Here is a 13,102-nt window from a genome sequence, read left to right as displayed (position 1 = left end):
GGGGTGTGTGGTGGCTTTTGAAGTTGACGGTGGAGTCGAGGGCGGACGCCGTTTTTTTGATAGAATTAAGCTTTTGTCGCTTTCTGCCAATCTGGGGGATTCCCGCAGCATTGTAACGCATCCGGCCTCTACAACGCATAGTAAACTCAGCCCGGACGAACGTGCGCAAAGCGGAATTTCCGATGGAATGGTCCGGATTTCCGTGGGCCTTGAACACCCCGGGGATGTCATTGCAGACCTCCGGCAAGCCCTCGGGGAATAGATATGGGAAGCAGGGAAGACGTGTTGTATTCCTGTTTTCCGTCCAAAAACCACAGGGGATTTGCCGTCAATTAGGCCGTTATCAAGTCGCATTCCTTTAAAAAGCCGTCGTATTACTTGTATATAACCCTCTTGTGGTCTTTCTTTGCACGAGTTCTTTGTCAGATTGTGGTGTTATTGAGAAAGGTGGAGGGATTAGACCCATTGAAGCCTTAGCAACCCTTTTTCCCTTATCGTGGAAGAGAAGGTGCTACGTTCTAACCTGTGGTTTTTAAGACCGGGCTTTTGGCCTGGAACTGCCCCGGGAAAGATAACATTCGGCTTAATAAATCTTACGGGTTTATACCTTCCTTTCCAATTCATCCCAATCCTAATTTAAATCTTACCCCATTTAATCGGGTAATCGATGCGTAGTTATGGTGTCAATTGAAAAAATTTTAAAAAAGCGTATTCTGGTTCTGGACGGAGCTATGGGGACGATGCTGCAGCGCTATAAATTTGAAGAAGGGGATTTTCGGGGTTCGCGCTTTAAAGACTGGCCGAAACCCCTTCAGGGGAATAATGATTTGCTCTCCCTGACCCAGCCTGAAGCCATTGCCGAAATTCATAGGAAATACCTTCTGGCAGGGGCAGACATTATTGAAACAAATACTTTCTCCTCCACCTCGGTTGCCATGGCGGACTACGGAATGGAATCCCTGGTGTACGAAATGAATGTGGCAGCTGCCCGTATCGCCGTAGCAGCCGCAGAGGAAATCGGGAAGGCCACGCCGGACAAACCTCGTTTTGTCGCAGGGAGTATCGGGCCCACCAATAAAACAGCGAGCCTCTCCCCGGATGTGAACAATCCGGGATATCGGGCAATTTCCTTTGAAGAACTCCGGGCAGCCTATCGCGAACAGGTAACCGGATTGCTCGATGGAGGCGTCCACCTGTTGCTCGTGGAAACAGTTTTTGACACTTTGAATGCAAAGGCAGCCCTGATGGCGATTTCAGATGCCCGGGAAGGTCGGACTGAACGGGTTCCCGTAATGATAAGTGGTACCATAACGGATGCTTCCGGGCGCACCCTTTCGGGCCAGACGGCTGAGGCTTTCCTGATTTCAGTCGCCCATGCACCCTTACTGTCCGTTGGATTTAATTGTGCCTTAGGGGCCAGCCAGCTTACCCCTTACCTGCAGGTATTGTCAGATCGGTCTGAGTTGTCGGTTTCTGCCCATCCGAATGCGGGGTTGCCGAATGCCTTTGGGGAGTACGACCAGGGCCCTGAAGAGATGGCAGAGCAGATACGGGAATATTTGGAAAAAGGACTTATCAATATCGTGGGGGGGTGCTGTGGCACAACCCCGGAACACATCACGGCAATCACCACCCTGGTTCAGGAGTACGCCCCCAGGGAAACCCAGATCCTCCCAGAAGAAATTGCAGTTTCAACCCCTTCAAAAACGGACAGATCGTGAAGCATAGAGGACAGCGGTATTTGAAATTGGCAGGATTAGAGCCCCTGGTCATCACTCCCGAAAGTAATTTTATCAATGTGGGTGAAAGGACTAATGTAGCGGGCTCAAGGCGTTTCCTTCGGCTGATTAAGGAGGGGGAATTTGAAACCGCCCTCGAAGTAGCCCGGGATCAGGTGGAGGGGGGTGCACAAATCCTCGATGTCAATATGGACGATGGCCTGATCGATGGAAAGGAGGCCATGGTTCGCTTTTTAAACCTGGTGATGGCCGAACCGGATATCGCCCGAATACCCATCATGATCGATAGTTCCAGGTGGGAGATTATTGAGGCGGGCCTGCAGGTGGTGCAGGGGAAATGTGTGGTAAATTCTATCAGCCTGAAGGAAGGGGAAGAAACCTTTCTCTGGCAAGCCCGTCAGATCAGGCAGTATGGGGCAGCCCTGATTGTAATGGCTTTTGATGAAAAGGGGCAGGCCGATACTTTGGAACGACGCATTGAAATCGCTTCCAGGTCTTATGAGCTTTTGACTCAACAAGCCGGATTCCCTCCTGAAGACATCATTTTTGACCTGAATATTTTTCCTGTGGGCACAGGGATGGACGAGCACCGCAGAAATGCAGTGGATTTTATCGAAGCCACCCGGTGGGTACGGCAGAACCTGCCGCATTGCAGCGTAAGTGGGGGCGTGAGCAATGTGTCGTTTAGTTTCAGGGGGAATACCCGGGTGCGTGAGGCCATGCACTCCGCCTTTCTCTATCACGCCATTCAGGCGGGAATGAATATGGGAATTGTAAATCCGACCCTTCTGGAGGTATATGACGACATTCCCAAAACCTTGCTTACCTACGTGGAAGATGTATTGCTCGATCGCCGGGATGACGCTACGGAGCGTTTGCTGGAATACGCAGAGACCGTGCAGGGGGAACATAAAAAAAGGGAAAAGGACGAATCCTGGAGGGAACTCCCCTTGCAAGATCGTATCACAAGAGCACTGGTCAAAGGGGTTGACCAGTATATTGAAGCAGATGTGGAGGAGGCGCGAAAGACTTTTGACCGCACGCTGGAGGTTATCGAAGGTCCTTTAATGAAGGGAATGAATGTGGTTGGAGATCTCTTTGGCAGTGGAAAGATGTTCTTACCCCAGGTCGTTAAATCTGCCCGGGTGATGAAAAAGGCGGTGGCTTACCTGACCCCATTTATCGAAGAGGAAAAACGATCCGGCGAGGCGGGTGGCCCCGCGGGAAAAATCCTGATGGCGACGGTAAAAGGAGATGTACACGATATTGGTAAAAATATCGTCAGTGTGGTACTGGCCTGTAATAATTACGAGATTGTGGACCTGGGTGTGATGGTACCCCCCGAGAAAATTATTCAGACCGCGAGGGAAGAAGCTGTCGACATTATAGGACTCAGCGGGCTGATTACACCTTCCCTGGACGAAATGGTGTTCCTGGCGCGGGAAATGCAGCGGCAGGACTTCGAAATACCCCTGCTGATCGGTGGGGCAACGACGAGCAAAGCCCACACAGCCGTTAAGATAGACCCGGGGTATAAAGCCGCCGTGGTCCATGTCAATGACGCCAGTCGCGCCGTGACCGTTGTGGGGGATTTGTTGCAGAAAGAACGAAGGGAGGCGTACAAGAAATCCATCAAACTCGATTATGAATCTTTCCGGGAAAAGTTCCTGGCCAGGGGCAGGGAAAAGGCTTACCTCTCCCTGTCAGAAGCGCGTGCCAATAAATTGTCACTGGAATGGGATTCAGGTGCTATTGGAGTACCCCGTATGCTCGGTGTTCAGGAAACCGGACAGGTGGATTTGAGAAAACTCGTACCCTATATAGACTGGTCTCCATTTTTCAGGGCCTGGGATTTGCACGGGAAATACCCTGAAATTCTTGAGGACAAAGTTGTGGGGTCCCAGGCGCGGGAACTCTATGCCGATGCCCGGAAAATGCTGAGGGATTTGATTCGCAAGAATCAACTCGCGGCCAAAGGCGTTTTTGGCTTGTTTAAAGCCAATGCGATAGAAGACGACATTCAAATTGAAACTCCTGAAGGAGAGGCCTATTTTTTCAGGACACTGCGTCAGCAGAGCGTTAAACGGGACGGGATTCCCAATCTGGCACTCTCCGACTTTATCGCCCCTCAGGATTCAGGGCAGCAGGACTATATGGGGTGTTTCTGTGTGACGGCCGGTATTGGTGTGGCTCAATTGGCTGATGCCCTTAAAGACTCCCTGGATGATTATGGGAGCATTATGGTCAAGGCACTGGCCGATCGACTTGCAGAGGCTTTTGCCGAGTATCTCCACCGGGAGGTACGTATGAAATACTGGGGGTACGCCCCTGAGGAACAGTTGGACAACCAGGCCCTGATTAAGGAATCGTATCGGGGTGTACGACCTGCTCCGGGCTATCCGGCTTGCCCGGATCATTTGGAAAAGGAAACGATTTGGGAGGTGTTACAGGTAGAGAAGCGCATAGGTGTTTCCCTTACCGAGAGTCTTGCTATGTGGCCGGCCGCAAGTGTTAGCGGGTACTATTTTGGCCATCCCAAAGCCCGCTATTTCGGACTGGGTAAGATCAAAAGGGACCAGTTGGAAGATTATGCCCGACGCAAGAAGATACCGCTTAGCGAGGCTGAAAAATGGTTGCGTCCCAATTTGGCTGAGGAGTCCTGATGTTTTTCTAATTACCTGTTCAGAGCGTAAAGAGATGAAAAGTAAGTTATGAAGGTTACCGAACATATTGAAAAGGCAAAAGAAACCCTGTTTTCTTTTGAAGTAATTCCACCTGTAAAGGGGAAACAAATTGAGGAACTCTATCGCAACATCGACCCGTTGATGGAGTTCAAACCCCCTTTTATTGATGTGACAACTTCCAGGGAGGAGTATATCTACATCGATCGGGAGGGACTGCTGGATAAACGTCGTACGCGGATGCGACCCGGAACTTTGGGTATTTGCGCGGCAATCAAACACAAATACGATGTCGATACTGTACCCCATGTGCTCTGCGGGGGGTTTACCCGGGAGGAAACTGAATATCTGCTGGTGGACTGCCAGTACCTGGGCATCGATAATGTGATGGCGCTGCGCGGAGATGCGATGAAGGAAGAAAAATATTTTGCACCTACCCCGGGAGGCCATACGAATGCCTCTGAACTGGTCACCCAAATCGTGAACCTGAACAAAGGGAGGTATCTCCACGAAGTGGTCGAAACCGACCAGTGCCCGGATTTTTGCGTGGGTGTGGCCGGGTATCCGGAAAAACACATGGAGGCACCTTCATTGAATACGGACCTTAAATGGCTGAAACATAAAATTGAACTCGGGGCTGAATACATCGTGACCCAGATGTTCTTTGACAACAAGAAGTATTTTGAGTTTGTGGATCGCGCCCGAGCCATGGGCATTGACGTGCCCATAATTCCTGGAATCAAGCCCATTGCGGTTAAAAAGCACCTTCAACTATTACCCCAGGTATTTCGAACGGACCTCCCCGAGGCGCTTATCGAGGCCGTTGAAGGCTGTGCGGATAACAAAGCGGTGCGGCAGGTTGGTGTCGAATGGGCCATAGCCCAGTCCCAGGAGCTCAAGGCAGCCGGAGTTCCTGTGATCCACTTTTATTCCATGGGAAAATCGGATAACATCAAAGCCATTGCCGAAGCGGTTTTCTAAGGGTTAAAGTCCTCGTCGCACCGACCTGACTTTTGCCAAAAAGCCTACCTTTACTGCCCATGAAAAAAGGGATTTGTATTGTTCTTTCGGTTCTCTGGGGGCTCTCGACATACGGACAGGACCCAAAACCCATCCGGAACCTGGATTTAAATCCTTTTTACGGTTCCATCCTTCTCCATAATCCGGATATATCCCACCTGATCCGGGCGCATCCCGCGGGCTTTATACTGGGGTTAAATCGAAAAACTTTCGGGTCAGAACCCTGGGAACAGCGTTATGGATATCCCGATCAGGGCATTTCCTTTATCTACCAGGATATGGGCACCGCTACCCTGGGTTCCAATTTCGGCATATACCTGCACTATAATTTCTATTTCTGGAAACGACGATTAAAAGCGCGTATCGGCCAGGGTCTGGCGTATAATACCAACCCCTATGACGCCGTGGACAACGTCAGGAATAATGCCTATGGGTCTAGTTTTATGAGTTCCACCTACCTGATGTTCCAGTATCACAGGGAACGGATCTGGAACCGCCTTGGGATAAGCGCAGGGATTACGCTGGTTCATTATTCCAATGCCAACGTTCGCGCTCCCAACACGTCCACCAATACACTCGGGCTCACAGCGGGTTTGATCTATGAACTGGATGCCAGGCAACCCGGGGCTGAACCCTACAAGCGCTGGCCGGATATGCCTTTAGACAAACGCATGCGTTTTAATCTCGTTTTCCGATCCGGTATCAATGAGAGCGATGTGGTGGGTTCAGGCCAGTTCCCATTTTATATTTTTTCTGCCTATGCCGATAAACGTTTGGCCCAGGTGAGTGCCATTCAAGTGGGGGCAGATGTTTTCTTTTCTAATTTTTTAAAGGAACTCATTGCGTTTCAGTCCAATTCCTTTCCCGAACTCGATGTAGATCCCGATGCCGATTACAAGCGGGTGGGTATTTTTATAGGGCATGAACTTTTTATCAATAAACTCAGCGTCACTACCCAGTTGGGCTATTATGTATATTACCCTTTCGACTTCGAGGGCCGGGTCTATAACCGCGTGGGCATCAAGCGGTACTTTGGGGAGAAATGGTTTGGTGCAATCAGCCTGAAGTCCCACGGGGCCAAGGCAGAGGCTATTGAATTTGGTGTAGGTATTCGACTTTAAGGCCATATAAACGAATGAAGAAATTATATATCATACTGCTTGTGGTTTTCACGCTCTTAGGGGAGGGCTGCGGGCCTGACAGTCCGGACTGTTTTCAAGCCTCGGGAGATATTGAACAGGTACGCCTGGAAGTACCGGAATTCTCGGGTATCACCGTTTTTGAAAATATCCAGCTGGTCGTGCAGTATGGACCTGAACAGGAAGTAGTTCTGGAAACCGGTGCAAACCTGAGGTCCGATATCTCTGCAGAAGTAGTAGGGGGTACCCTGGAGCTAAGGGATTCCAATTCCTGTAACTATTTCAGGGGCTATGGCAGGACCACTTTTTATGTAACCACCCCGGACCTCCGGGTGCTTCGAAGCAGTACAGGATGGCCCATACGCAGCGATGGAGTGCTACCTTTTTCCGATCTTAATTTGGTTTCTGAGAGTTTTAATAATCCCGAGGCCGTGACTACGGATGGTTCCTTTGACCTCGAAGTAGATGTTGAGCGGCTTCAGGTAGTATCTAATGGAATCGCTTTTTTTAAACTTCAAGGGCGGGCAGGGCAGTTTTCCATTACCATCGCTGCCGGGGATACACGCGTAGATGCCAGGGACCTGGTCGCCGAAACTGTACTGGTCAGTCACAGGGGAAGCAATGATCTTTTAGTAAGGCCCATGGAGCGCATTTCAGGACGGATTAACGGGTATGGCGATGTGCTGAGTTATGAAAGGCCTCCCGAGGTGGCCGTAGAAGAAACGTTCAGGGGTCGTTTGATTTTTATAGACTGACATGCGGGTGATGTGGCAGAAAATCCTGAATTTTTTGAATCCTGAAAAGGGAAGCCACTCGGCTATTGAACCCGGGGGGTGGGGGGAGGCCGATGTCTTGCTCCAACAGCTTATCGAACGCAAAGAGGTTCCCGGATTGGCCATATACGCCACCTACAAAGGGAAGGCCTGGTTTAGGGGGGGATATGGTTTTGCGAACCTTGAGGATGGTATTCCCGTAGACCCTGAGAGGTCGGTATTCCGGATCGCCAGTATCTCCAAACCCATTACGGGGTCAGCCCTGGCCACGATGGTCGCAGACGGAACACTGGACCTGCAAGCCGATATCCGGACCTATGTGCCTGAATTTCCCAAGCGGCACGGACCGGTGATCCTGAAACAACTGGCCGCCCATACGGCGGGCATACGGACTTACAAAGGGAAGGAATTTGCGCTGAACCGGCCGATGCAAATCGCAGATAGTTTGGAATTATTTGTACGGGACCCACTGGAGTTTACCCCCGGGGAAGGCTATCAATATACTAGTCTGGATTATGTGCTCCTGTCTGTTGCTATGGAGCGGGCGGCAGGCCAGCCTTTTTATAAACTCGTATCTGAGCGGGTTCTGCAGCCCCTGCACATGTTGCATACCGTTGGGGAAGTGCCTGGAGAACCTGTGGAAAACCAGGTTGAGTTTTACACCGGTCGCAGGCACGGATTTGTGCCATCAGTGCCCGTGGATACGCGGTTTAAACTCGCAGGTGGGGGGTATCTGTCGACGGTCATGGATATTTGTCGATTGGGAGAGGCCTATCTACAGGAACAATTGATTCCGAGAGGCCTTTATTCAGAATTCCTCACCGCCCAGCGCATCGGGGGTGCCTCCACCTATTACGGTTTAGGCTGGGAGGTGAGCCGGGATGCCCGCGGGAGGGCCTTTTACGGGCACACGGGGAATGCGATTGGGGCATACACCAATTTTAAAGTTTTTCCGGATCGGGACTTTGTGGTTGCGATCCTGATCAACGCCTCAACTCCCGGGGTACAACCCAATTTAGATGCTATTGTCGAGGCCTTACACCAGTCCCTGCCCGTGGCCGAGTGACTAGGGTCCCGTATGAAATCCCCTTACTCCAGAAACAGGCAGGGACTCACCATTCCGCCCACTGACTCTTACTGCCCGCCATTCTGAACGCTCAAAATCGGTTCATTTCGTTCTTAAAAACTGTATCTTAATCGCATTAAAGCCAAACCATGATCGCCAAGCCTCCCTTTAAACCTGTTCAGCTTCTCTGTTTCCTAATGATGTGTTTTTTCATACCTGCCGCCGTGGGGCAGCAGGCCCCTTCTGTGGAGGAGGATACACTGCCAGTTCCGGAGCCAAAGGCTTTTATTACAGAACACCAGATTCAGAATGGAAATCGTAAAATCGCTTATCGGGCGACAGCTTCCGAAAGGTATTTGAAAAATTCAGAAGGGGAACCCGTAGCTTCAGTTTGGTCTGTGGCCTACACGGCAAGTGAAATGGGAAACCCGGCCGGCAGGCCGGTGACGTTCATTTTTAACGGCGGCCCCGGATCGGCTTCTGTTTGGTTGCATATGGGACTCTTTGGCCCTCAATTAGTAGAAGTGGATTCGGACGCCACTCGCGATGATGGGGCCGCACCCTATTCCCTGAAGGCCAATAGCGAAGGCCTGCTGGACCTTACGGATTTAGTATTTATCGACCCGGTAGGCACGGGTTACAGCCGTGTCATCGGCAAAGGTGAATTGGAGGATTTCTGGGGCCTCACCGAGGACGCAAGTTCTATTGCCCAATTTATGCGAGACTGGATAACGGATAATAACCGATGGATGTCCCCAAAATATATCGCAGGTGAAAGTTTTGGCACGACACGAGCCGTGGCTGTGGCTCAGGAACTGGAAGGAGGGGGGCAGAATATGGCGCTGAATGGCCTGATTCTGATTTCCCAGGCACTGGATTACGGGGGTTCGACTTCGACCCACTATAATATCACGTCATATATCACCTATTTACCCAGTATGGCGGCAACGGCCTGGTACCATAATAAGGCCGGTCAGGGGATGGCCCTTGAGGCATTTGTGGAGGAGTGCAGGGAGTTTACCTATAACACATACATCCCCGCCCTGTACAAAGGTTCACTTTTGACGGCCTCTGAAAAAGAAGCGGTTGCACGGGAAATGGCCCGGTATACGGGACTGAGTGTGGAGTATCTTCTGAAGTCGGATCTACGCGTGTTGATGCCCCGGTTTCAAAAGGAATTACTCAGGGATAAAGGAGTTGCCCTGGGCCGGTTGGACGGGCGTTTTACAGGTAAGGAAATCGATGCCTTCTCCGATGGTCCCCACCTGGGGGATCCCGCCAGTTATCAGATCAGCGGGGCGTATACAGCGGCCCTCAACCATTATCTGAGAACGGAGCTGCAGGTAAAAATGGACCGACCTTATCTCACCTCCAATTCTTCTATCGGAGGGAAATGGAATTGGCGCCCGGTTCCCGAGGGCAGCTATTGGGAACCCGAGCACGTAAATGTTGCGCCTCAACTGGGGGAGACCATGCGCCGAAATCCACAGATGCGGGTCTTGGTCGCCAATGGCTATTACGACCTGATTTGCCCCTTTTTTGATGCGGAGTACACCTACGCCCGCAATGGGATCGAGACGGACAAAATTCAGATGACCTATTACGAGGCCGGGCATATGATGTATACCCATCATGAGGATTACCTAAAACTTGCCCGGGACATTCGGACCTTTATGACAGGCACTTCCGAATGAAACAGAATTTTAAATCTTGTGAAACTACCCCTTTAAGCTTATAATTTGACCTAAATACCCCTGCACACCGATAACCTGAAATCCCTTATGAAACTATGTTCTCCTTCCTCCGTAAAACCCGGAAAAAGCTCTTTATGAAAAGCGACTCAACAAAATATCTCGGGTATGCCCTGGGAGAAATCGTCTTGGTTGTGATTGGGATTCTTATCGCCCTGGGGATAAACAACTGGAGTGAAGATCGGAAAGAGCGGGAGTTGGAAATGGAAATCCTCGTGCAGATCAGTGAAAACCTGAAAAAGGACAAAGCAGCCCTGAGTGAAATTATTGCCAATGCGAACCAGGCAGTGTACGCCTCGGAGAAAATATTGGAACTACATCACTCGAATCAGTCCTCTGACAGTCTAAAATACTGGCTGGGAAACATTGTACAGTTCGATCGGTTTCTGCCCCTTACCAATGCCTATGAAGTATTGAAATCCAAAGGCCTGGACCTGGTGTCTAATAAAGAATTGCGGTTTAAACTGGGCACTTATTACGACGACCAGGCGAAGATCATCACCAATGCCAATGAAGATTTGAAAATGTCTTTTGAGGATGACTGGTTGCCTATAATGAGAACTGGAGTTGTCGATTTTGAGTTCAAAAAGTATCTTATATTCCCGGATGAAGTGGCATTTGTAACTTCGGATAAGACGAGAAATATTATGGTTTTGAATCGTTCGAATTACGATGGCAGTATCGGGTATATGAATTCCGGCCTTGAATTAATAGACTCCATCCTGAATATGATTAATACAGAGGTTCAAAATCAGCAATAAATGGAAGCGGTAGGTATAAGAGGTATTTGCTATGATTCAGGGTCTTCCTATTTAAAAGGACCCGCAGGAGCTCCGGCCCTCATTCGGGAAGCCCTCCGCTCGGGGATGATGAATTTGTATTCGGAGAACCTCACCGATCTCAACCCCTGGGAAACATGGGATCTGGGAGACTTCGAGATTAAAGACTATTTTGATATAGAAGCCCTGACCCGGGAACATCTGACCCGGAAGCGGAAACTTTTTACCCTGGGTGGGGATCACAGCATTACGTATCCGATTGTAAAGGCCTATGCAGAAAACTACGGAAAGTTGGACATTTTGCAAATCGACGCCCACCCGGATTTATATCAGGACTACGAAAAGGACCCGTATTCCCATGCCTGTCCTTTTGCCCGAATCATGGAGGATGGCCTGGCGCAGCGCCTGGTCCAGGTAGGGATTCGCACCCTCAACCCGCATCAGGAAGCACAAGCCAAAAGATTTAACGTCGAGATGTATACAATGCCTGCAGGGCTGCCGGAGCTTCCGCTTCAGTTTTCCAATCCCGTCTATGTTTCCCTCGATATAGATGCACTGGACCCGGGGTATGCTCCCGGGGTTTCCCACAGGGAAGCCGGAGGGCTGACGCCCCGGGAGGTTCTTACACTACTTCAGCGTATCGAAGGTGAGGTGGTGGGTGCAGATCTTGTGGAGTATAATCCGGTCCGGGACCAGGATGGAATGACTTCTGAAGTTGGGGCAAAATTGATGAAAGAACTCCTTGGGCTCCTTATTTAAAAAGCGAAAAGAGTATCTCAGGGCGGTAAAAATATTTTATCCGGTATAGGCAATTCTTAAGGTATCCTCAGTATTTTTAGAGGACCATACATTGGGGCATTTTTTAATGCGGAGGAATAAACCTGATCCCAACACCAATTTAAGACCCTTGTGAAACCTTTTGAATACTTTTTTGGAATCCTACTCTCAGAGCGCACCAAAAAGCAAACTGAAAAGGTCATCCTGACCATTGCCATTTTCAGCTTCGTGGTCCACCTGGTACTGATATTTATGGTCGATGCCGGCTGGCTAAAGTCCCGGTCTGAACTTCTGGATAATCCAATTGCGGCAATTTACACCCCATTTTCCTTTATCCTGATCTATGAGGTTTACCTACTGATCTATTACCTGCCCAAGTCCATTACCACCTATATCGGCAAACAATATGAGATCATCACCCTGATTATAATACGCCGTTTATTCAAGGATCTGGCCAATCTGAAACTTTCCTCCAACTGGTTTGAACTCCAGGACGACCTCCAATTTACCTATGACCTGGTCGCCTCGGTGGTTTTGTTTTTCCTTATTTACCTCTTCTATGTTCAAGGCCTCAAACGACGGCAATTATTGACGCCGGATACAAGTAAGGGTACGAACATACAGCGCTTTATCGATCTGAAAAAAACTGTGGCCACCTTATTGGTTCCGGTCCTTTTCGTTACCGCGGTGTACTTTTTTACGCTCTGGGGTTTAACCGCGATGGGTGTCACTGAAACCTCCGGCATATCCTTTAAGAGCATCAATAATGTATTTTTTGATGAGTTTTTTACAATTCTCATTGTGGTGGATGTTATTCTTTTGCTCGCATCCTTTTATTATTCAGACCAGTTCCATAAAGTGATTCGCAATTCCGGTTTTGTAATTTCCACCATCCTGATCCGTTTATCCTTTTCCGTCGAAGGCGCTTTAAATACCATTCTGATTGTCACAGCGATCTTCTTTGGGTTACTGATGTTACTGATTCACAACCTTTTTGAAAAACAAATACACAAAGGAGCAACATGATAATTTAAAAAAGGGTCACTTCGAAACAGGAAACTTTAGCGGTTTCGAAAGGCGGTATTCTAAGTCGTTGTGCCCTGCCGCAGTTTAAATCATAAAACGCTGGTGATCCGTTTCTAAATCCTCATGCACTGGGGATGTATCAGAAGCAATCCGCTGTGGCCTCCCCTTCGTCACAACTGATGTATCTCATTTCGGAATTTCGTCTTTAAGGCTACTTTTAGCTCTAATGTCCAAAGGCTAAAACTACACTTCACTATGGAGTCGCTCGAGTTTATATGGGAATGGCTGGATGCACATCCGACAATTGAGACCATTTTAAAGTATCTTCTTTGGGTAGTGGGGGTATTCACC

General features: G+C 49.4%; 11 protein-coding genes and 1 riboswitch. All 11 genes read left to right on the top strand.

Features of this window, described 5'->3' with window-relative positions:
* A partial coding sequence (locus WBV75_RS07940; RefSeq protein ID WP_424120096.1) for a PLP-dependent transferase occupies positions 1 to 262 on the top strand: 262 nt, incomplete at its 5' end.
* A 170-nt stretch (positions 263 to 432) separates the two neighbouring features.
* Positions 433 to 578: riboswitch (SAM riboswitch) on the top strand.
* Between the two features lie 99 nt (positions 579 to 677).
* Positions 678 to 1,721, top strand: coding sequence for a homocysteine S-methyltransferase family protein (locus WBV75_RS07935; RefSeq protein ID WP_424120095.1), 1,044 nt, complete (start codon positions 678 to 680; stop codon positions 1,719 to 1,721).
* Positions 1,715 to 4,402, top strand: a complete 2,688-nt coding sequence (metH, locus tag WBV75_RS07930; protein WP_424120097.1) for a methionine synthase — start codon at positions 1,715 to 1,717, stop codon at positions 4,400 to 4,402. Before WBV75_RS07935 ends, metH begins: the two co-directional genes overlap by 7 nt.
* 48 nt (positions 4,403 to 4,450) lie before the next feature.
* Positions 4,451 to 5,401 carry a methylenetetrahydrofolate reductase [NAD(P)H] gene (metF, locus tag WBV75_RS07925; RefSeq protein WP_424120094.1) on the top strand — a complete coding sequence of 317 codons (951 nt, stop codon included), beginning with the start codon at positions 4,451 to 4,453 and terminating at the stop codon, positions 5,399 to 5,401.
* A gap of 59 nt (positions 5,402 to 5,460) precedes the next feature.
* Complete coding sequence (locus tag WBV75_RS07920; RefSeq protein WP_424120093.1) at positions 5,461 to 6,561, top strand: acyloxyacyl hydrolase; 1,101 nt, start codon at positions 5,461 to 5,463, stop codon at positions 6,559 to 6,561.
* A 14-nt stretch (positions 6,562 to 6,575) separates the two neighbouring features.
* A complete protein-coding gene (locus WBV75_RS07915) occupies positions 6,576 to 7,334 on the top strand; it encodes a head GIN domain-containing protein (protein WP_424120092.1) in 759 nt (252 codons plus the stop codon).
* 10 nt (positions 7,335 to 7,344) lie between these two features.
* Positions 7,345 to 8,418 (top strand): serine hydrolase domain-containing protein, encoded by a 1,074-nt coding sequence (locus WBV75_RS07910; protein WP_424120091.1) that lies wholly within the window; start codon positions 7,345 to 7,347, stop codon positions 8,416 to 8,418.
* Between the two features lie 224 nt (positions 8,419 to 8,642).
* Positions 8,643 to 10,112 carry a S10 family peptidase gene (locus WBV75_RS07905; protein ID WP_424120090.1) on the top strand — a complete coding sequence of 490 codons (1,470 nt, stop codon included), beginning with the start codon at positions 8,643 to 8,645 and terminating at the stop codon, positions 10,110 to 10,112.
* 95 nt (positions 10,113 to 10,207) lie between these two features.
* Positions 10,208 to 10,930 (top strand): DUF6090 family protein, encoded by a 723-nt coding sequence (locus tag WBV75_RS07900; protein WP_424120089.1) that lies wholly within the window; start codon positions 10,208 to 10,210, stop codon positions 10,928 to 10,930.
* Positions 10,931 to 11,707, top strand: a complete 777-nt coding sequence (speB, locus tag WBV75_RS07895; RefSeq protein WP_424120088.1) for an agmatinase — start codon at positions 10,931 to 10,933, stop codon at positions 11,705 to 11,707. It begins immediately after the preceding gene.
* 150 nt (positions 11,708 to 11,857) lie between these two features.
* Positions 11,858 to 12,751, top strand: coding sequence for a hypothetical protein (locus WBV75_RS07890; RefSeq protein WP_424120087.1), 894 nt, complete (start codon positions 11,858 to 11,860; stop codon positions 12,749 to 12,751).
* Positions 12,752 to 13,102: the final 351 nt, after the last annotated feature.

Source organism: Robiginitalea sp., assembly GCF_049588695.1.
Classification (GTDB): domain Bacteria; phylum Bacteroidota; class Bacteroidia; order Flavobacteriales; family Flavobacteriaceae; genus Robiginitalea.
Note: the sequence above shows the minus strand (reverse complement) of the source record. Positions and strands in the feature narration are given on the sequence as shown.